Genomic DNA, 19,144 nt, shown 5'->3' on the forward strand with positions numbered 1-19,144 from the left:
GCGAGAGTCGGCACGGTTCACGCGGATCAACTCGGCTGTGGCCGGCGCAATCGCTCCGTGAGGGATGGCTAGGCCCGGATGCTTTCCCAGTGCCGTGTCAGTGCGGCGGCGAGTGCCCGCGGCTGCTGGAGCGGTGTCCAGTGTCCGCTGTCCAGCCTGACGACAGTCGTGGCTTTGACACTCTTCGCGACGGCGTCGGCGCGCTCCACCGGCTCGATCTGGTCATCGGTGCCCCAGAACACGAGGGAAGGGCTGGTGATGTCCGCCAGACCGGGCTCCCAGTCGGCCCACACGTGAACTGCCGAGCGGTAGAGACGGAGGATGCTGTCCTTCATCGTGGCGTCCAGTCGGCTCGCGTTCTCCTCGGCGCGCTGGGCGGGCACGCCGTTGGCCTGCAGCAGCTCGCTCAACGCCGACGGCGCGAACTCAGCCATCCACTGCTCTCCGACCTCGGGGGTCTGCCAGATCTTTGCGAAGGAGTGCCACTCGTCCGTCCCGGCGATCGAGGCGTCGCCGCCGGCCCAGGTTCTCACCAGGTCGGGACGCAGCGAGGCGACGCGGGAGGTGAGGACGCAGCCCCAGTCATGTCCCACGAGGTCGACCGGGCTGCCGATCTCCTCCAGTCGCCCGATGATCCAGTCGGCGTACTCCTCCTTCGTGGAGGTGAAGCCTTCCGGTACGGGGTTTCCGAAACCGGGCAGCGCGAGCGCTATGACATCGGTCCGCGTCAGGTGGTCACGGACGTCGTCCCATACGTGGTGGGTGTCCGGGACGCCATGAACGAATACGGCAGGCACGGGATCTCTCCAGTCGACTGTTGATTCTCAGGGGTTGCTGTGGATCGGACTTGGTGCCGCGGAAGCCCAGAGCAAGAGCAAGGGGGGCCGCTGATGGGCAGGGCTGTGCATGGGGCTGACGTGCAACGTCTGGAGGGCGCGGGCAACTCCACGACCGGTGCCCGGGTGGGTGCCGACGCGGGCAGGGTTCGTCCGTCAGGTCTGAGTGAGGGAGGCAGACAGAGAGGAGGCTGTGTGCATGCCGGAGGTGTTCAACAGCCTTCTGTTGTCACGTAGTTGGTGGCCGAGCGGTGCGGCGCCCCGTAGCACCGGCGTCGGCCTTGCCGGTGGACGAGTTGTCTACACGCTCGGTCACGTGCTCGGCGCGCTCTTCGGCGAGGACGGAAAGAACGCAGGTGAACGACTGCTCCAGCGATTCCGAGTGGGCGCGTAGTGCTGATCACCGAGAGCCGGCCAGGTCAGGACTGCGGCATCCGTGATGACGGCCCTGTCGACGCGTACTGGCAAGAAATGGTGGGTGACGGCGGTTTGTTCACGCCGGTCGAGCGGTAATCGATCACTCCGGCGGCTCGGCGCGATCGCTGTGCGGTGCTGATGGACGGCTCGGCCGTTTACTGAAGCGCTCATGGCACACCTCGTCGTGTGACTGCCTCCGCCCTGGCGGCGGCCGGTGGAGCGGTGCTCGACCATCTGGCCGGAGCGGGCCGCCCACGTGCTCACGCTCGATTGCGGCTCGAGGGCTAACAGTAGGAGTGTCACTACCATCATGCAAGTGACTGGCTGTCGTGATGGTAGCCACCGAGCTCATGAGGCCTGCTCGTTCCTCCGCTCGAGTACGGCACGGAGCCGGTCGTCCGCGGATGGTCCCGGCAGGAACGTGGTGTGCTCCTCGTCGATGGGACGGCCGGTCGCGCGGTCGATCAACAGCGGTTCGACATCCGTGCCTGACTCCTTGTCGACCAGGCGTACGTTCGGCGCCTCCGGGGGGAAGTGGTCGCTGCCGAAGGCGTACAGGGCGATGAGTACTGGTTGGAATGCGTGCCCGACCTCGGTGAGCACGTACTCGTCCCGCGGGGGACGTTCGTTGTAGCGGCGTCGCTCGAGAAGACCGGCCTCGACGAGCGCTCCGAGTCGGCGGGTCAGGGAGTTCGGTGAGATGCCCAGGCTCTTCTGGAACTCGTCGAACCGGGTGATGCCGTGTGTCGCGTCGCGCAGGATGAGGATGCTCCACCACTCGCCGACCCGCTCCAGCGCCAGCGCGACCGGGCAGCTCATGTCCTCAAAGCTCTTCCGTTCCATGATGGAAGTCTACGGAGGTCGCATCGGCGCCTGGTGCTGCGAGCCGTCGGCCGCGGAGGCGATGGCGTCACCGGTGCCCGAGTCCCGGAGGACCTGCTTGAAGGCGCCTTCGCCGCCGATGATGAGCGGGATGGCGGCGATTGACTTGAGGCTGTCCGTCAGGGAAGCGCGGGTCTCCTCGCCGGAGCGGCCCGGGCCGGCCACCAGCGTTTCCAGGGCAGGGCGAAGAGGAGGCGGGCGAGCATCGCCACCAGAGGTTCTCCGGTGAATCTGAGAGTTGACGGCAGGACTTCCCGTGCCCTGACAGCTGCCCGACAAGGGTCCGGCGGTGTGTTGAATCAGTCGCTCCCCGGCCTGGGCGCTCAGCGCGCGGCCCGCCGACGGGCGCGTAGTTGCCTGGGCGATTCGCCGTACCACCGTCGGCAGGCCCGCGTGTAGCTGCTGGTCTCGGAGTAGCCGAGCATGGTCGCGATCTGAGAGATCTGCATGCCGGTGGCGGAGAGCTCCCACGCCATGTCGCGCCGTACGTCGTCGAGGATCTCTTCGAAGGACGTGCCCGACTCGGCCAGCCTGCGCTGGAGGACACGGGGATGCAGGGACAACGCCCTGGCGACCGAGAGCAGGCCGGCCTGGTGGACGACCAGGAGTCGCTGGGTCATGTCTCGCACGTGGTCGGCGATGGCGAGGTCGGGCCTCATGCCGGCGAGGTACTTCTCGGCCAGGGCCATTGCTGCCGCGTCCCGGCCAAGGATCGGCTGGCTCAAGGCATGGTGGGGCAGATGGACGGAGTTCACCTGCCGCTCGAACTCGACAGGACACCCGAACATCTCGCGATAGCTCTTCATGGGTGCGATGCGGCGGTGCTGCAATGTGACCCGCAGCGGGACGAAGTTCTCCCCGATCATCAACCGGAAGGCGTCCATCGCGATGCCGAGGCCCTTCTCGATCATCTGGTCATGATGAGCCGGCCGTCGCAGGTTGGTCGAGAAAGTGAAAACTGCCGCTCGCGGAGTGCGGATCAGCTCGGTGGAGTCGGTGGGCGCGATGTTGTGCAGGTATCGCGAGACCCCTTCGATCGCCGCGGCGACGGTCTCCGCGTTACGGATGACGACCGCGATGGGGCCCAGCATCTCGATGCCCTGCTTGCGTGCCAGTCGCATCCCGAAGTCGGGGCAGCCGAGCTCCTGGGCCGCGTCCCCGATCACGGCTGCCACCGAGTCGTAGGGGAGGAACGTGTCGTAGTCACCGGCAGCCGGTGGATCGATGCCGTGCGAGCGCATCAGGGCATCCGGATCACCGCCGAGGCTGGACACCACTTCCGCGACGTTGAGGAGTGCGAGACCACGGATCAAGTTGGTCACAGTCGCCAAGTGTCAACTAATAGTCGCATCAAGACAAGTTCGAGCCGCTCTGCCGGTGCCAGCATCCAGATCGGCGTCACGTAGCCAACGTGACGATCTCCGTCTCCGAGGAAGCAGACAGAGCCATGCAAATCAACGTTTCCGCAAGACAAGCCCTCCTCGCCAGCGGATATCGCGGCAACGGCACGGGGAGCAGCTCATGTCGATGAAAGCAGTCGTCATGATCAACAGCGGCCTCGAGGTCGTCGAGACGCCGCTGCCGCAGCCTGGCCCTGGTGAGGCGCTGGTCAAGGTCCTCGCAGCGGGGATCTGCGGCAGTGACCTGCACTGTGTCACCCACGGCGCGCAGCTGCTGGACAGCGCCAAGGAGGCGGCGGGGGTAGACCTCTTCAAGCTCGACGAGCCGGTCGTCCTGGGGCACGAGTTCTGCGCCGAGGTCGTCGAGTACGGACCCGAGTGCCGAGCCACCCTCGCCCCCGGCAGCCGAGTCGTCTCGGTGCCGTTCCTGCTCCGGCCGGAGCCCGTGACCATCGGCTTCGGGGGTCCCGGTACCCCAGGCGCGTACGCCGAGTACATGCTCCTGTCCGAGGACCTTCTCGTTCCGGTTCCCGACCATGTGCCCGATGACCTCGCCACCCTGGCCGAACCGCTCGCGGTCGCCCTGCACGCGGTCAACCGCGGCGGCCTGGGGCCCGATGACGTGCCGCTCGTGATCGGCTGCGGTCCCATCGGACTCGCGGTGATCGCGGTCCTGAAGATGCGTGGCATCGGCCCGATCGTGGCGTCGGACTTCTCGCCGTCGCGCAGAGCGATGGCCGCGGCCCTCGGTGCCGACGTCGTGGTGGACCCGCGCGAGACGTCGCCCTACGAGTCGTGGCAGGAGGTCGCCGCCACCTCCGGGGCGGAGCGGTGGGGCCGCCAGACTCCGATGTTCCCCGGCGCGGGGTTGCGTCCGTCCGTGGTCTTCGAATGCGTCGGTGTCCCCGGGATCCTCCAGCAGATCCTGTCCGGAGCGGCGGCCTGCTCGAAGGTCGTCGTCGCGGGCTTGTGCATGGAGCAGGACTTCATCTACCCGAGCTTCGCGATCATGAAGGAGATCGACCTGGCCTTCTGCATCTCCTACACACCCGAGGAGTTCGCCCAGGCGCTGGGGCACATCGCTTCCGGGGAACTGCGGGTCGAGTCGTTCATCACCAGTCGTGTCGCGCTCGACGAAGTGCCCGAGGCCTTCGCGAGGCTGGCCGACCCCGAGAAGGACGCCAAGATCATCGTCCTTCCGTGAGCTGATCAGCATCCGAGCCGCCCTCCCGCCTGCGGCCCACGGCGGGACCCACCCCGCTGGGCCACGGCAATCATGAGAAAGCAGACACCCGCCATGACCGCTGAAGTGACCGCGAACAAGGTCCCCGTCGTCTCGCTCCCGCAGACCGAGCTACTCACGGTCAACGTGAACGAGATCCCCGTCCTGAAGGACTCCATGGGCCCCGGGATCGACTTCCAGCCGCTGTTCCTCGACCCCGAAGTCGGGGTGTGGGTGATCATCGGCACCTTCGCTCCCGGTGTGGAGCTGCCCATTCACCTCCACACCGGCCCGGTGCACGGTTACACCCTGAAGGGAGAGTGGATCTACAAGGAGTACCCGGACCAGCCGCAGACTGCCGGGTCGTACCTCTACGAGCCGGCCTCCTCGGTCCATACCTTCGCCGTGCCGGAGACGACCTCCGAGCCCACGGTCGTGCTGTTCATCGTGTACGGAGCCAACGTCGGCTTCACCGACGAGGGTCAGTTCCACTCGGTCCTCGACGCTGTCACCGTCCAGAAGCTGACCGAGGACTGCGCACGGGCGCAGGGCCTCGGCGTCATCCAGTACCTCACCGGTGGGACGGCGAAGTTCAGCGACGCATAACCAAGGACCGGCGGTGCGGGCATCGAAGTCGAAGCGGCGAAGTGATGCCCGCACCGCCCTCGTACGAGGTGGCACGACGGGACCGTACCGCCTCGAAGGAACGTTTCTTTGCATACGCCTGCACACAAGAGCGACATGGAGGCCGCCCAATGCCCCTCTCTGATTGGGAAGAGCGCACCGTCCGGGTCAACGGGCAGCGCATCCACCTGCGGATCGCCGGGACGTCCGGCCCGATGGTCCTGATGGTCCATGGTTTCCCCGAGTCCTGGTACTCGTGGCGGCACCAGATGGACGCGCTGTCCGACGCCGGCTACCGCGCCGTGGCACTGGACATGCGGGGATACGGACGATCGTCCAAGCCCGCCGACATAGCGGCGTATCGGATCACCGAATCGGTCGCGGACTGTGTCGGTGTGGTCGAGGCCCTGGGCGAGTCGAGCGCCGTGATCGTCGGCCATGACTACGGGGCTCCGGTGGCGTGGGCCTCGGCGTGGACCCGGCCCGATGTCTTCCGCGGGGTCGTGGCGCTGAGCGTGCCGTTCGGCGGCCGAGGCCAGTCGGGACTGCCGGGCAACCCCTTCGGTGAGCGGCGCCCGAGCGAGGTCGCCCGCGAGCTTGCGGGTCCTGACATGCTGTTCTACCAGGAGTATTTCTCGCTTCCCGGCGCTGTTGCGGAGCAGGAGATCGAGGAGGATGTGCGGTCGTGGGTCATCAGCGGCCTTTACAGCCTGTCCGCGGACCGTCCCCTGCCACCTGAGCTCGCCGGCGTCGACCTCACGTCGCTTCCGCCGGAGTTCCTCCGGGAGTTCGTGCGGGGCGCCATGTGCGTGCCGCGGGCGGAGAAGTTCGGCGCGAGGCTGGAACTGCCGGAGACACTGCCGGACTGGATCGGCCAGGACGAGGTGGACTTCCTCGTCGCCGAGCTGGAGCACACCGGACTGACCGGCCCGCTGAACTATTACCGGACCCTCGATCTGAACTGGGAGGTCCTCGAGGAGTACGAGAACAGGCCGGTGACCGTGCCCGCGCTCTTCATCGGGGGCGACCGGGACGTGACGACGATCTGGAGCCAGGAGGCGATCGCCCGGATCGGGGAAAAGGTCCCCGACCTGCGAGGGTCGGTGATCCTGGCAGACTGCGGGCACTGGATCCAGCAGGAGCGGCCCGAGGCGGTCAACAGGGAGCTCCTGGACTTCCTCAACGGTCTCTGACGCGGTTCCTCGACGGTCGCTGAACCGGGAGCGAGCACCATGACCGGGCTGGGCGGCGGCGGTGAGGGTCGTCGTCGCCCAGCCCTCGGACGTACGGCCGACCTCAGCGGGAAACGGGCAAGCGGCCGGGAAGTGCCCGCACATGCCTTTCCCCGTACATTTTGATTCATGGGAACCGACGCCCATGCCTTCCTTCAAGATCTCGCCCGAGGGCTCACGGCCCAATCGGATCAGCTGACCGAAGTGGTGCTGCAGCGCTTGCGCAGCGAGCTTCCCGAGGTGTGGAGATACGAGGACATCGCCGCTCTGGCGCCAGTGGCCCTGTCCGAAGTCGTCGACACCGCTCTGGAGTTTCTTGAGCGCGGCCGTGATCTGTCCGAGGTCACGACGCCGCCCGCGGCCATCGACTTCGCTTGCCGACTTGCTGAGCACGGGGTGCAGATCAGCGAGCTGCTCCGCATCTATCGGCTCGTCCACGCGGGTCTGCTTCATCTGCTCTATGAGCAGACCGGCCGTCTCACCAAGGAGCCCGAGCTGATCAACGCGGTGACGATCACGCTGAGCGCGTTGGCTTTCGAGTATGTCGATCGCACCTCGCAGCAGGCGGTAGCCGCGTATCAGCGGGCGCGCGACCGTTGGCTGCAACGGCGGCTGATCACGATCAACGAAGCCGGCACACGGATCGGGAGCACGCTGGACACCGCCCGCACCGCCCAGGAACTGGCAGACGTCGGTACCGACCACTTCGCTGACCTCGTCACCGTCGACCTTCTCGACGCCGCCCTTCGCGAAGAAGGCACGCACCCGGCAGACGGTCCGCCCCTACTTCGCCGGATCGCGCAATCTGTCTCGGACGGAAGCAAGGACCCGGTTGCCGGCTCAGGGCCGAGGCACACCTACCAGGAAGGGTCGCAGCCGGCTGTCGTACTGGCCACCGGACAACCCCTCCGGCTCGGCATCACGGCCTCCGACGCGCCGACGTGGTTGAAGGTGCCTCCGGATGACAGTGGTGTCTCAGGTGCGGGCGGCATCCACTCTCTGCTCCTCATCCCGCTATGGGCACGGGGCAATCCGCTGGGGCTGGCACAGTTCTGCCGCCGCCAGACAGCGGATCCGTTCGACGACGACGATCTGCTCCTGGCCCAGGAGATCTCCTCCAGGGCAGCGGTGAACATCGACAACGCTCGTCGCTACACCCAGGAGCGGAGTATCGCCCTCACCCTCCAGCGCAGCCTGCTGCCGCAGCACGCGCCGGAGGAGTCCGCCGTCGAGACGGCCGCCCGGTACCTGCCCAGCGGGTCAAGGGCCGGCGTGGGCGGTGACTGGTACGACGTGATCCCGCTCTCCGGAGCTCGCGTCGCCCTCGTCGTGGGCGACGTGGTCGGCCGCGGCCTCCAGGCCTCGGCCACCATGGGCCGACTGCGAACGGCCGTCCGTACTCTGGCGGACATCGACCTCACCCCCGATGAACTGTTGACACACCTCGACGACGTGGTCATCCGGCTGCAGCGCGCGGAGCAAAGGGGCATGGACGAGATCAGTGCCACGTGCCTGTACGCGGTCTATGACCCCGTCTCCCGCGTGTGCTCCCTGGCCAGTGCCGGACACGTCCTGCCGGCCGTAGTGACTCCGGGTGATGTGAGCCCTCGTACGGTCGTCTTCCCGAAGCTGCAGATCGGTCCGCCACTGGGTCTGGGAGGGCTTCCCTTCGAAACCGACCAGTTCGAACTGCCACAGGGCAGCCTCCTGGTGCTCTATACCGACGGCCTCATCGAAAGCCGCGCTCGCGATGTGGACGCCGCCCTGGCGGTGTTGTCCGATGTCCTCGCTCAGGCACCCGCGTCGCTGGAGGAGACCTGCGACGGACTGCTCCACGCGCTGTTGCCCAGCCGCCCCGCCGATGACGTCGCTCTTCTTGTGGCACGCACCCGAGTGCTGGACGCCGACCACGTCGCGACCCTGGACCTCCCCTCCGATCCGGCCGTCGTCTCCCATGCGCGCGCTTTCGCCTCTGAGCGGCTGGCCGCCTGGGGGTTGGAAGAGATGGCCTTCATCACGGAGCTTGTGGTGAGCGAACTGGTGACGAACGCCATCCGCTATGGCAAGAGCCCCATCCAACTGCGGATGATCCTCCAATCCACTGTGACGTGCGAGGTCTCCGACGCCAGTGGCACCGCCCCGCACCTGCGCCGCGCCCGGGACTTCGACGAGGGCGGCCGCGGCCTGCTCCTGGTTGCCCAGCTCACCGAACGCTGGGGCACGCGGCACCATCGCGAGGGGAAGGTGATCTGGGCGGAGCAGCTGATCCCGTCCGCTCTCGCCGAGTGACCGTATTGATCAGGACCTGGCAGAGGCTGCGGCGTGAGCAGCCCGCAACGAGGGTTTGTCGATCTTGCCGACCGCGTTCTTCGGGATGGCTTCCACCACGACGAACGAGGTCGGGCGCTTGTAGCCGGTGAGACTGCGCGTGCAGAGCGCTTTCAGCGCCCCCGGATCAACCGTCAGACCCGGTCGGGGCTGGACGTAGGCGACGACCACCTCTCCCCACTTTTTGTCGGGTACGCCGATCACAGCGGCCTCGAGCACCGACGGGTCGCCTGTGAGCACGTCCTCGATCTCCTTGGGATAGATGTTCTCTCCACCCCGGATGATCATGTCTTTCGAGCGCCCGACGAGGGTCAGATAGCCCTCGGTGTCGAGGTGACCCACATCGCCCGTGTGCAACCAGCCGCGGATGATGACGCGGGCCGTTTCGTCGGGACGGCCGAGATAGCCACGCATGACGTTGGCGCCCCTCACGACCACCTCACCGTCAATGCCCGGCGCCACCTCGAAACCGTCGGCGTCGACGATCCGGATCTCCTGGCCCGGGAAGGGCAGCCCCACGGTTCCGGCGCGTCGAGGGCCCGCGACAGGGTTGATGGTGGAGCCGCAGGTTGCTTCGGACAGCCCGTACCCCTCGACGAGCGGAAGGCCGTACCGGGCCTCGAACCGGGTCAGCAACTCGGCGGAGGCGGGCGCCGCGCCGCACACGCCGAACCGCAGCGATGACGTGTCGGGCCGAACGTCGTCCGGCAGTGCCGCGAGCATGCTGTAGATCGTCGGCACCGCGCTGAAGAAGGTGGGGCGCTCCTGCTCGACGAGGTCGAAGAAGGTGCGGGGATCGAACCGGCGGCCCGCGATGACGACGCTCGCGCCCACGAGTAGAGGCATGAGAACGCTGACCACGATGCCGTTGACGTGGAAGAGCGGCAGGATCAGCAGACACCGGTCGGTCGGCCCCACCTCCAATGCCTGGCGCCCCATCTCCACCATGGCATCGATGTTGGCATGGTCGAGCATCACACCTTTGGGAACCCCGGTCGTACCGCTGGTGTAGATGAGCAGGGCCAGCGTGGACGGGTCCAGAAGCGGTGCTTGATCCGAGCCCACCGCTCCTTCATACAGTTCGCCGACGGCGAGCACGGCAACACCGTGCCCTCCTACGGCCGCACCGTCCTCGACCACCAGCAGGTGCGCACCGGAGTCCTTGAGTTGTCGGACCACCTCGACATCGGTCATGCTCGGGTTGACCGGTGTGATGGTGGCGCCGAGCCGCCAGGCGGCGAACAGCAGGAGTACGAACTCGACGCGGTTCGTCAGCTTGAGGGCGACGACGTCACCGGGACCGATTCCGAGGTCCTGGAGTTGACGCGCCACCGTTCGGACCCGGCTCAGCAACTGCGCGTTGGTGAGGGACAGGTGACCGTCCGAGACCGCGGCCCCATGAGGGTCGAGCTCGGCGCGGCGGTCGGGCAGAGAAGCGAAATTCATGGCGAGCGTACCTGTCTCGGTGTGATGCGACCCGGTCAAGGAGTCGACGCGGCGGGTGCCGGGTCCAGCTGGCGGGCGAGGAACTCGATCTGGTCGCGTACCAGTGCCTCGAAGGTCTCGCCGGTGTAGAAGTCGAAGTGGCCGGCGTCGTACCTCTTGATCTCTCCCCGGGGCGCGGTGCCCGCGTACCGGAGGGTCTGGGCGGGAGGCGTGACCGAGTCGGTGTTGCTGACACAGAAGAGGATCGGCATGGTGACCTTCTTCGCAGCACGTCCGGGCCGGTAGGCGGCGATGGTCGGAATGACCCGGGCCGCCACCTCGTTGCGGAACGTCGTCCCGGCCGGCTGGAGCGCCTGGTATCCGGGGAGGGCGTCCGGAGCGTTCATGAGGGCCGGCGAACCGGGAGGGGCTGCGATGGGGACCAATACGGGTGCCTTGCCGCGCACCTTGGTCGCCAGATCCCGGGCGAGCACAGGAGCCATCCTGAGTGAGGCGACCGGGCCCAGCGCGAGCGCGGAGGCGAGACCGTCGGTGAACGGGCACTGGGCCACAGCCGCGCGCAATTCGGGATGGCGTGAGGCGACGGTGATGGCGTGGCCGCCGCCGAAGGAGCTGCCCCACACGGCGACACGGTCGTGGTCGACGTCACGGCGGGCCTTGACGTAGGCGATGGCGGCGTCCCAGTCGACGAGTTGACGCTTGATCGACAGGAGCTGGCGCGGGTGGCCGCCGCTGTCGCCGAAGTGCCGGTAGGTGAAGGCCAGAGCGGCGATGCCGGCCTGTGCGAATCGCTCGGCGAAGGCGTCCAGGCGCATCTCGCGGGTGGCGCCCAGGCCGTGCCCGAGGACGACGACGGGCGGGGAGACGACGCCCCTGGGGAGGTAGAGCCATCCGGCACATCTGCTGTCGCCGGAGGGGAACGTGACGTCGTGACGGGTGAAGGGCTGTGGAGTGGTCACCGTCGGCTCACCGTCCGTTCACCGAGCGGCGCCCGGGCACGCTGCCCGACGCGAGCGCCCGCGCGTAGGTGTCCGGCCGGTAGAGAGGGAGTTCGCCGGTGGCGTCCGTCGTATCCATGTAGTCGAGCATCAGTTCCTGACCCTCCTTGGACATGACTCTGGTGAAGAACTCGGCGCGTTCGACGTGCAGGCCGTCCTCCAGCGACATCGACCCGCCGAAGTACACCGACCTCTTGGCGGCCGCGACCGACCCCTTCGGCCGCCTGCCGAAGTGTTCTGCGAGTTCGATCGCCTGGGCGACCACCTTGTCCTGCGGAACGACCTTGTCGACTGCCCCGTTTGCGAGAGCCTCCGCAGGTGTGAACGGCTTGCCCTCGAGGATCGCGGCCAAGGACCGGTGGGTGCCGATCAGGCGGGTCAGCCGCTGGGTGCCGCCTCCACCCGGGATGATGCCGAGGAGGATTTCCGGCTGGCCGATGAAGAAGTCCCCGTCGGCCATGACCCGCAGATCGCACGCCCAGGCGAACTCCGCGCCGAGGCCGAGAGCCGAACCGTTGAGGGCGGCGACGAAGAGGACACCGCTGCCGTTCATCCTGAGGAAGGTCGTGTGCAGGCGCTCCAGCTGGAGGGCTCCTCGCATCGGGGTCCTGCGCATCACGGCCCCGAGCAAACGGGACCGGTCCACGTGCTTCGCCATGCGTACGACGGCGGCGGCACCGCGTCGGCCGACCGTAGGGCTCGCGGCGCCCTCTTCCTGAAGCCACCGGACCGCGGCATGGCTGACGAACCGCTCGGGATGTGCCCCGGTGAAGACGACGGCACGGATGCCCGGATCGCGGTCGACCCGGTCCACCAGCTTGTCCAGCTGGCCGGCGATATCGAGGCCGAACACCTGGTGCGGACCGCCGTCGACCCGGACGACCAGGACGGCCCCGCGATCTTCGATCTCCAGATGGCCCTTGTCTTTGTATGGCATGAAACCTGCTCCCGTGCTGAGTTCATGGGGAGTGCAAAGTGGGTGGGGGATGGCCGCGCATGTGTGGTGCAGCGGCGATGAAGCTGTATCGCCGTGGCGGGATGGCGTACCGGCGGCAACAATCTGGGACAGTGCGTGAAGGTGCGCCCAGGGGCGCACGCCTGTGTCCGAGACGGCACGTCACTCGTGATGTGTATCCTGACCCTGGCGAGTCATATAACCAAGTTATTTCAAGTGTGACAACCGCCACTCGATGGTGTGCGGTATAGAGGCTCGTGGTCGGCCGCGGAGTCAGATGGAGGAATGAGGGTCATGTCAGGGCGGACGAGGGTCGATGACGCACCGCAGCGGCTTGTGCGGGCCGCCATCAGTCTGCTCGCCGAACAGGGTCCATCGGCCGTCAAGGCGCGCACGGTGGCGTCCGTGAGCGGACTGTCGACGATGCTGGTCTACAGCCACTTCGGTGGGATCCCCGAACTGATGCGAGCCGTTGTCGACCATGGCTTCAAGGAGCTTGCCGCGGCGTTTGCCCAGGTGCCGGTGACGGAGGACCCGATCGCGGATCTCTTTGCCATGGCCTTGAGCTGTCGTCGAGTGGCCCGCGAAAACCCCCACTTGTACGACCTCATGTTCGGGCTGTCCACGCGTGCGACGTACCGGCCGCTGTCGGACGCGGACCTTCGTCTGAGTGGGCGTTCGCCTGCCTTCCGAGACGCCCATGCCCATGTCACCGCAGCGTGTGAGCGGCTCGTGAACTCCGGCAGGGTCGAGCGGCAGGAACCCGAAGTCGTAGCAGCTCAGTTGTGGAGTCTCGTGCACGGGTACATCACCCTTGAGCTGGCTGAGCATTTCGTCGAGTTCGATGACGCGGTGGTGCAGGTGCTCCTGCCGATGGGTGTGAACTTCTCTGTCGGGTTGGGCGACGAGCGGGAGCGTGCCGAGGCCTCGCACGAGGTTGGCGCGCGCTTGTACGACTCGATCGTCCAAGGCCAGAGAAAGTAGGGCGATTGCCTTCCGCCCCGTGCGCGGCTAGGAGGACCTGGTCTCCGCACCGGGAGTATCGGCACCCGGCGTGAGTTGGTCATGCCTCCCCAGCGCCGCGACCTCCCGTTCGAGGGACGGAACCGCCCGGGCCGCGAAGCGCCTCGCCCAGGGCCAGGCCAGCGGCGAGTTCAGTGCCGCCTTCGCCCAGTTGGCCACGAGGACTGCGCGCGGGACGTATACGCGGCTGCGTCGGCGCACGAGCCCGTCGACGATCGCGGCAGCCGCCCGGTCGGCGCTCGTGGTGACGTTTCCTGGATAGGGCAGCCGCTGACGCAGGCCCTGGAACGAGGGGAGGTCCACCTCGGCGCCCCGGACGAGGTCCGTGTCGATCCAGGAGGGGTGTACGAGGCCGACTGTGACGCCGAGGTGCGCCACCTCCTGACGGTAGGTCAGGGCAAGCAGTTCGGTCGCGGCCTTGCTGGCGCCGTAGGAGGCCATTGCTGCCAGCGGCATGAACGACAGTGCGGACGCCACGACCAGCACGTGGCCCCGGCTGCGTTCCAGGTGGGGTGTCGCGTACTTGAGGGTGCGGAACACGCCGTTCAGATTGATGTCCAGGACCCGCTCGAACGACGCCTCGTCCGTCTGTCGCACCGTCCCGTACGCCACCACGCCGGCATTGGCGACGACGAGGTCGATGCCGCCCATCACCTCTGCAGCCGCATCGATCGCCGACCGTAGAGCGGCGCCGTCACGCACATCAGCCTCACGCCAGAAGGCGGTGGGGCCCAGGTCATCGGCGAGGTCGCGCAGCCGATCGGGTTCCAGGCCGATCAGGGTCACATGAGCGCCTCGGGCGGTGGCCTGGCGGGCGACCTTCTCGCCGATGCCGCGTGCCGCTCCGGTGACAACCAGCTTTCTGCCCAGCAAGTCACGTTTCATGGCGGCAACATAACTTCGTTATTGCTGGAACACAAGATGGCGCGCGCACCGGTCGATCTTCTACGGGATCCTGCGGTTCGACGCGTTCCAGAAGTCGATGGGGACCGCCGTTGACGCACCGATGGACCGGCTGCGTCGGGTGGTGGAGGAGGGGCTGCTGGAGAAACGGCCGTACCAGACGGAGCCAGTTCTGCGGTGGTAGGCCGAGGTGACAGCTGAGGTTCGGACACGTTGGCAGACCGGGGAACGGGACCGCGCGCCTGGCCTGGTCACCGACGAGATGGTGCTGGCGACCACGCCGATCGGAAGCGAGGGCATGGTGCGCGAGCGGCTGCGCGTGTGGGCGCGCCGCCGGTGTCGGAACCGCTCGTTTCCATCCCATCGGCGAGACTCTCGACGTCCGACTCGCGACCCTGGGCCGGGCCCTCGACCTGGTCCGCGATATCGAGGACGAGACGGCACAGTAGCGACGCGGTCATGCCGGCCGAAGGGGGCGGCTATCCGGCGGCGCCGTTCACAAGCCTCCAGCTCAGGTCAGCTGTGGGCGCTGGTGCCGTCGGCCGCCAGGCCCGACATCAGCAGGGTGATCGCGCGGAACGTCCTGGTCAGGGCGTCCTCCCGGTCCGTCGCTGCGGCGATGATCTGGTTGCCCTCACACAGGCCGGCCAGGAGCAGCCGGGCGACCGTGGCGACGGGAACGTCCGGTTGCAGATCGCCGCGTTCGGCCAGAACGGTCAGCAGCCGTCCGATCGGCGGCTGGGCGACGGTTTCGTTGATGTGCCGGTACTGCTCGCCCAGGACCGAGGGGGCCTGGGCCATCAGCTCACGGTGCAGGGGGTCGTCGATGGTCCGTCGTAGGAAGGCGTGCGTGAGGTTGGCCACCGCGGTCATGGCGGGCTGGTCCGGCGTGGCACGGACCGCCTCGGATGTCAGGTCGCACAGCGCCCCGACCTGCTGAATCAGTTCCGTGTAGAGCTCGGCGAACATCGCCTTCTTGTCCGGGAAGTGGTGGTAGAAGGTGCCCTTGCTCACCAGCGCCGTCCCGGTGATGGCCTCGACCGACGTGTCCGCGAACCCATGGTCGACGAGCAGCTTGCGCGCGGCCGCCACCAGGTCCGCCCGGGTCTGCTCTGCATACATCTGTCGTCGGTTTGGCCCTCGCATGCGCACCATCGTATATTCAATGACCTGGAGTCAGTGAATGACTCACGGTCAGTCGATGGCGGTACGACAGTGCCCTCCGGAAGGCAGGCGGAGCCGTGGAAAAGCGCAGGATCGTGTTGCTGGGCGCGACGGGGTACACCGGGCAGCGAGTGCTCCGGGAACTGCTCGCACGAGGTGAGAAGCCGACGCTGGTAGGACGGAACCGAACCAAGATGCTGACCCTGGCCGACCGCTTGGGGGCGGAGCTGTCGGTGGCCGAGGTCGACGTCACCTCGGCGGCCGACCTCACGCGCCTCCTGGAGCCCAGCGATGTGGTCGTCTCCACGGTCGGGCCGTTCATGCAGCTCGGTATGGCCACGGTCACAGCTGCTGCGCGGGCAGGGGCGCACTACTTCGACTCCACGGGAGAGGGAACCTTCGCCCGCCGCGTCCTTGCCGAGCTGGACTCCCTCGCGGCCACCCGGGGAGCCACCCTCGTGCCCGCCTTCGGCTACGACTACGTGCCAGGCAACCTCGCCGGCGCGCTGGCTCTGGACAAGGCGGGCTCACGGGCCCGCCATGTCGAGATCGGCTACTTCGTCACCCGTTCGGGACACGGGGACGAACTGCGCTACCGGAGCACCCTGCGCGACGCCTACACCCTGACCACGGGAGGCACCCGGCAGACGCTGGTCGGCGCGGCGGCCGAGGACGGGTTCGCCTACCGCCCTGCACGCCCCGAGGGTCCTCCCCGCCTGATCGACGAGCGTGCCGCCAAGCGTGTCCGCACTTTCCGCTACGCCGGTGTGAAACGTGACGCCATGACCGTCCCGGGCACGGAGCATCTCGGACTGCCGGCGGTCTTCCCCCAGCTGGAGAGTGTCGAGGTGGGTCTGGGCTGGCTCGGGCGGTGGACCCGTCCGGTACAGCTCGCCGCCACGCTCCAGGCACCCTTGCTGCGCTCGGCGAAGGTACGGGCCGCGTTGACGCGGTGGTCCGGGCGGCTCCCCGGATCGCACCGCGAACCGGACCCCGACGGCCGTTCCCTGGTGATCGCCGTCGCCCGCGACGGCCAGGGTCGGCCGCTGGCCACGACGGTCCTCACCGGGCCGGATCCGTACGAGATGACGGGATCCCTGCTGGCCTGGGGGGCCGTCCACGCGGCGGCGCCGGATGCCGTCCTCAAACCCGGCGCGCACGGACCGGTCGCGGCCCTCGGACTCGACACCCTCAGGCTCGGTGCCGCCGAGGCCGGAGTACACGAAGTCGACGAGGCGTCGGCCCGCCTTCGATGATTGCCGCGCGGGCATAGCTCATGGCATCGGGGCGCTGAAACGGACGTTCGGGGACCATCGGTGGTCTCCGTGCGGCGGGCGGTGGCGGAAGCCATCGCTGTTGATGTGATGAACAGGTTGTTCGATCGGGAGCGAGTCCGCCCCTCGTGAGGAGTCGGCTGCCCCAGCGGAAAGGAACCGTCCATGGACGAGCAGGGTGAGCGCTTCGACGTCGTCGTACTCGGCGCGGGCCCCGGCGGCTACGTCGCCGCCATCCGGGCCGCCCAACTGGGCAAGCGTGTCGCGGTAGTCGAGGAGAAGTACTGGGGTGGCGTCTGCCTGAACGTGGGCTGCATCCCCACCAAGGCGCTGTTGCGCAATGCCGAACTCGCGCACATCTTCACGCGCGAGGCGAAGACCTTCGGCATCAAGGTCGACGGGCAGGTCTCCTTCGACTACGGGGAAGCCTTCCGCCGTAGTCGGAAGGTCGCGGACGGCCGGGTCAAGGGCGTCCACTACCTGATGAAGAAGAACAAGATCACGGAAATCAGCGGCCGCGGCACGTTCCTCGACCCGCACAGGCTCCAGGTGGCCGACTACGACGGCAACATCCGTACCATCGGCTTCGACCACTGCATCATCGCCACCGGCGCCACCCCGAAGCTGCTGCCGGGCACCCGCCGTACCTCCCGCGTGGTGACGTACGAGGAGCAGATCCTGGCCGAGGACCTGCCGCAGTCCATCGTGATCGCGGGCGCCGGTGCGATCGGTATCGAGTTCGCCTACGTCCTGAACAACTACGGGGTGAAGGTCACCATCGTCGAGTTCCTGGACCGGGTGGCCCCGTTGGAGGATGCCGAGGTCTCTGCCGAACTGGCCAAGCAGTACAGGAAGTTGGGCATCGACGTCCTGACCTCGACCCGCGTCGAGTCGATCGACGAGTCCGGTCCGCAGGTCCGCGTGACCATCACCGGCAAGGACGGCTCCCAGCAGGTCCTGGAGACGGACAAGGTCCTGCAGGCGATCGGCTTCGCGCCCAACGTCACCGGCTACGGCCTGGAGAGCACTGGCGTGATGGTCACCGACCGGGGCGCGATCGACGTTGACGGACTGTGCCGCACCTCCGTCCCGCACATCTACGCGATCGGCGACGTCACGGCCAAGCTGATGCTCGCGCACGCCGCCGAGGCGATGGGTGTGATTGCCGCCGAGACCCTCGCCTCCGCCGAGACCATGGAACTCGACTACGCGATGATCCCGCGCGCCACCTACTGCCAGCCCCAGATCGCCAGTTTCGGCTACACCGAGGCCCAGGCGAAGGAGAAGGGGTTCGATGTCCAGGTCGCCAAGTTCCCATTCACCGCGAACGCCAAGGCCCACGGCCTGGGCGATGCGACCGGCTTCGTGAAGTTGATCAGCGATGCCAAGTACGGTGAGCTCCTCGGAGCCCACCTCATCGGACCCGACGTCACCGAACTTCTCCCCGAGCTGACCCTGGCCCAGCAGTGGGACCTTACGGTCCACGAGGTCGCCCGCAACGTCCACGCCCACCCCACCCTGGGCGAAGCGGTCAAGGAAGCCGTCCACGGCCTCGCAGGGCACATGATCAACATGTAGCAGGGCGCCGACCCCTTGAAAATGCGACGTGAGAGTGGGCCGGGTGGGTCTGCCGCGTTACCGACCTGTGCGCGCGACAGTCACATAAGGGAGACGGTGAGGTGGACTCGGTGCACCGCCACCAGGGCGCATTGGTGCGCGGATCGGTTTCGCAACCTCGAGTCACCAAAGGGCCCTAATTCCTTGCCTGGGGCGTTCCGAGGGAGCGGTCACTCCCGGGGGCGTTCAAGTGCCGGACCGTGACACCTCGTGGTTGCCGGACGGGCACCGTCTTGCTTTGAACAGCGCGCGCGGTCCTGGTGGCCATGGTGGTGGAGGCCATGCGCCGCGCAGATGCCCCAAGAGGCGGCCGGTTCCTCTCATCCGCCAACCGGTTCAGGGCGAGGCCGCCCGACCGGCTGGCCGACGACTCGGTCGGCCGGGCGACCCTGCCTGCCGATGAGAGCCCCTGGCAACCTTGAACGCCGTCGCACGAGAGTCAGCATTTCACTATACGTTTTATATAGCTCTTGCTATTGTCCACTCCATGACGAAGGCGTCGCTGGGTGGTCAACGTGCGCTCACAACGGGTGCGACGCGCGGTGCGGGCCCTGCGATGGCTGGTGTGATGACCAGTTGCGGCGCCAACGTCAGCCTTGTGGGACTTGATCGCGGTTGGGCCTCTTGGCAGGACTTCCCCAGGAGCTCAGGACGGGCTCCGTGCGGCGAGCAGCCCGAGAACGCAGTGGGGGTCGTTTGCGTACGGGGCATCGACGCTGTGGTGGCCCACGCGGCGGACCGCAATCCGGTCGCTGCGGCGCCCATCCGGCCTCGTTCGACACCGCAACGGCTCGTGACGCCAGAGACGGCTTTCCTGCATCCA

The 19,144-nt window shown here is 67.5% G+C and carries 17 protein-coding genes and 1 pseudogene; 9 read left to right on the forward strand and 9 right to left on the reverse strand.

Features of this window, described 5'->3' with window-relative positions; translation table 11 throughout:
- Positions 1 to 68: 68 nt before the first annotated feature.
- Entirely contained in the window at positions 69 to 797 is a 729-nt protein-coding gene (locus tag ACIRA5_RS30765) for an alpha/beta fold hydrolase (protein ID WP_403696055.1), read from the reverse strand.
- A gap of 238 nt (positions 798 to 1,035) precedes the next feature.
- Between ACIRA5_RS30765 and ACIRA5_RS30770 the strand changes: the two genes are divergently transcribed.
- The gene (locus ACIRA5_RS30770; RefSeq protein WP_403696056.1) at positions 1,036 to 1,230 is read left to right on the forward strand and encodes a hypothetical protein; all 195 of its coding nucleotides are present in this window, start codon (positions 1,036 to 1,038) and stop codon (positions 1,228 to 1,230) included.
- Positions 1,231 to 1,601: 371 nt separating this feature from the next.
- Here the strand turns inward: ACIRA5_RS30770 and ACIRA5_RS30775 are convergent, their stop codons facing one another.
- From ACIRA5_RS30775 to ACIRA5_RS30785, 3 genes are all read right to left on the reverse strand, one after another.
- Positions 1,602 to 2,096 (reverse strand): winged helix-turn-helix transcriptional regulator, encoded by a 495-nt coding sequence (locus ACIRA5_RS30775; RefSeq protein WP_403696059.1) that lies wholly within the window; start codon positions 2,094 to 2,096, stop codon positions 1,602 to 1,604.
- 9 nt (positions 2,097 to 2,105) lie between these two features.
- Complete coding sequence (locus ACIRA5_RS30780; protein ID WP_403696062.1) at positions 2,106 to 2,300, reverse strand: hypothetical protein; 195 nt, start codon at positions 2,298 to 2,300, stop codon at positions 2,106 to 2,108.
- Between the two features lie 158 nt (positions 2,301 to 2,458).
- A complete protein-coding gene (locus tag ACIRA5_RS30785) occupies positions 2,459 to 3,457 on the reverse strand; it encodes an AraC family transcriptional regulator (RefSeq protein WP_403696064.1) in 999 nt (332 codons plus the stop codon).
- A 199-nt stretch (positions 3,458 to 3,656) separates the two neighbouring features.
- Between ACIRA5_RS30785 and ACIRA5_RS30790 the strand changes: the two genes are divergently transcribed.
- The 4 genes from ACIRA5_RS30790 to ACIRA5_RS30805 all read left to right on the forward strand — a co-directional run bounded on the left by ACIRA5_RS30790 (position 3,657) and on the right by ACIRA5_RS30805 (position 8,902).
- Complete coding sequence (locus ACIRA5_RS30790; RefSeq protein ID WP_403696067.1) at positions 3,657 to 4,739, forward strand: zinc-binding dehydrogenase; 1,083 nt, start codon at positions 3,657 to 3,659, stop codon at positions 4,737 to 4,739.
- A 93-nt stretch (positions 4,740 to 4,832) separates the two neighbouring features.
- Entirely contained in the window at positions 4,833 to 5,363 is a 531-nt protein-coding gene (locus ACIRA5_RS30795) for a 2,4'-dihydroxyacetophenone dioxygenase family protein (protein WP_403696070.1), read from the forward strand.
- A 149-nt stretch (positions 5,364 to 5,512) separates the two neighbouring features.
- Positions 5,513 to 6,574: an alpha/beta fold hydrolase gene (locus tag ACIRA5_RS30800; protein WP_403696072.1), complete on the forward strand. Its 1,062-nt coding sequence runs from the start codon at positions 5,513 to 5,515 to the stop codon at positions 6,572 to 6,574.
- 168 nt (positions 6,575 to 6,742) lie between these two features.
- Entirely contained in the window at positions 6,743 to 8,902 is a 2,160-nt protein-coding gene (locus tag ACIRA5_RS30805) for a SpoIIE family protein phosphatase (protein WP_403696075.1), read from the forward strand.
- Between the two features lie 9 nt (positions 8,903 to 8,911).
- Here ACIRA5_RS30805 and ACIRA5_RS30810 read toward each other — a convergent pair whose 3' ends face one another.
- From ACIRA5_RS30810 to ACIRA5_RS30820, 3 genes are read right to left on the reverse strand one after another with little or no spacing between them, the layout of a single operon-like run.
- Positions 8,912 to 10,387 (reverse strand): class I adenylate-forming enzyme family protein, encoded by a 1,476-nt coding sequence (locus tag ACIRA5_RS30810; protein WP_403696078.1) that lies wholly within the window; start codon positions 10,385 to 10,387, stop codon positions 8,912 to 8,914.
- 35 nt (positions 10,388 to 10,422) lie between these two features.
- On the reverse strand, positions 10,423 to 11,346 hold the full coding sequence (locus ACIRA5_RS30815) for an alpha/beta hydrolase (protein ID WP_403696081.1): 924 nt from the start codon (positions 11,344 to 11,346) through the stop codon (positions 10,423 to 10,425).
- A 7-nt stretch (positions 11,347 to 11,353) separates the two neighbouring features.
- Positions 11,354 to 12,322, reverse strand: coding sequence for an enoyl-CoA hydratase/isomerase family protein (locus ACIRA5_RS30820; protein WP_403696083.1), 969 nt, complete (start codon positions 12,320 to 12,322; stop codon positions 11,354 to 11,356).
- 312 nt (positions 12,323 to 12,634) lie between these two features.
- Between ACIRA5_RS30820 and ACIRA5_RS30825 the strand changes: the two genes are divergently transcribed.
- The gene (locus ACIRA5_RS30825) at positions 12,635 to 13,324 is read left to right on the forward strand and encodes a TetR/AcrR family transcriptional regulator (protein WP_403696085.1); all 690 of its coding nucleotides are present in this window, start codon (positions 12,635 to 12,637) and stop codon (positions 13,322 to 13,324) included.
- Between the two features lie 27 nt (positions 13,325 to 13,351).
- Here ACIRA5_RS30825 and ACIRA5_RS30830 read toward each other — a convergent pair whose 3' ends face one another.
- Entirely contained in the window at positions 13,352 to 14,248 is an 897-nt protein-coding gene (locus tag ACIRA5_RS30830; RefSeq protein WP_403696087.1) for an SDR family oxidoreductase, read from the reverse strand.
- A gap of 202 nt (positions 14,249 to 14,450) precedes the next feature.
- Between ACIRA5_RS30830 and ACIRA5_RS30835 the strand changes: the two are divergent.
- Positions 14,451 to 14,715, forward strand: a pseudogene (locus ACIRA5_RS30835) (F420-dependent methylene-tetrahydromethanopterin reductase); the annotation flags it as partial.
- A gap of 67 nt (positions 14,716 to 14,782) precedes the next feature.
- On the opposite strand, the gene ACIRA5_RS30840 reads toward ACIRA5_RS30835, so the two are convergent.
- A complete protein-coding gene (locus ACIRA5_RS30840) occupies positions 14,783 to 15,388 on the reverse strand; it encodes a TetR/AcrR family transcriptional regulator (RefSeq protein ID WP_403696089.1) in 606 nt (201 codons plus the stop codon).
- 119 nt (positions 15,389 to 15,507) lie between these two features.
- Here ACIRA5_RS30840 and ACIRA5_RS30845 point away from each other — a divergent pair, with 119 nt between their 5' ends.
- Both ACIRA5_RS30845 and lpdA read left to right on the forward strand, forming a co-directional pair.
- The gene (locus tag ACIRA5_RS30845) at positions 15,508 to 16,686 is read left to right on the forward strand and encodes a saccharopine dehydrogenase NADP-binding domain-containing protein (protein ID WP_403696092.1); all 1,179 of its coding nucleotides are present in this window, start codon (positions 15,508 to 15,510) and stop codon (positions 16,684 to 16,686) included.
- 183 nt (positions 16,687 to 16,869) lie between these two features.
- Entirely contained in the window at positions 16,870 to 18,282 is a 1,413-nt protein-coding gene (gene lpdA / locus ACIRA5_RS30850; protein WP_403696095.1) for a dihydrolipoyl dehydrogenase, read from the forward strand.
- Positions 18,283 to 19,144: the final 862 nt, after the last annotated feature.

The sequence above is a fragment of the Streptomyces sp. NPDC096311 genome (genome assembly GCF_044763085.1).
GTDB lineage: Bacteria > Actinomycetota > Actinomycetes > Streptomycetales > Streptomycetaceae > Streptomyces.

Coding starts and splice junctions, on each gene's coding strand:
- ACIRA5_RS30770 (WP_403696056.1), top strand. CDS start 1,036: ATGCCGGAGGTGTTCAACAGCCTTCTGTTGTCACGTAGTTGGTGGCCG.
- ACIRA5_RS30775 (WP_403696059.1), bottom strand. CDS start 2,096: ATGGAACGGAAGAGCTTTGAGGACATGAGCTGCCCGGTCGCGCTGGCG.
- ACIRA5_RS30790 (WP_403696067.1), top strand. CDS start 3,657: ATGTCGATGAAAGCAGTCGTCATGATCAACAGCGGCCTCGAGGTCGTC.
- ACIRA5_RS30795 (WP_403696070.1), top strand. CDS start 4,833: ATGACCGCTGAAGTGACCGCGAACAAGGTCCCCGTCGTCTCGCTCCCG.
- ACIRA5_RS30800 (WP_403696072.1), top strand. CDS start 5,513: ATGCCCCTCTCTGATTGGGAAGAGCGCACCGTCCGGGTCAACGGGCAG.
- ACIRA5_RS30805 (WP_403696075.1), top strand. CDS start 6,743: ATGGGAACCGACGCCCATGCCTTCCTTCAAGATCTCGCCCGAGGGCTC.
- ACIRA5_RS30810 (WP_403696078.1), bottom strand. CDS start 10,387: ATGAATTTCGCTTCTCTGCCCGACCGCCGCGCCGAGCTCGACCCTCAT.
- ACIRA5_RS30820 (WP_403696083.1), bottom strand. CDS start 12,322: ATGCCATACAAAGACAAGGGCCATCTGGAGATCGAAGATCGCGGGGCC.
- ACIRA5_RS30825 (WP_403696085.1), top strand. CDS start 12,635: ATGTCAGGGCGGACGAGGGTCGATGACGCACCGCAGCGGCTTGTGCGG.
- ACIRA5_RS30830 (WP_403696087.1), bottom strand. CDS start 14,248: ATGAAACGTGACTTGCTGGGCAGAAAGCTGGTTGTCACCGGAGCGGCA.
- ACIRA5_RS30840 (WP_403696089.1), bottom strand. CDS start 15,388: ATGTATGCAGAGCAGACCCGGGCGGACCTGGTGGCGGCCGCGCGCAAG.
- lpdA (WP_403696095.1), top strand. CDS start 16,870: ATGGACGAGCAGGGTGAGCGCTTCGACGTCGTCGTACTCGGCGCGGGC.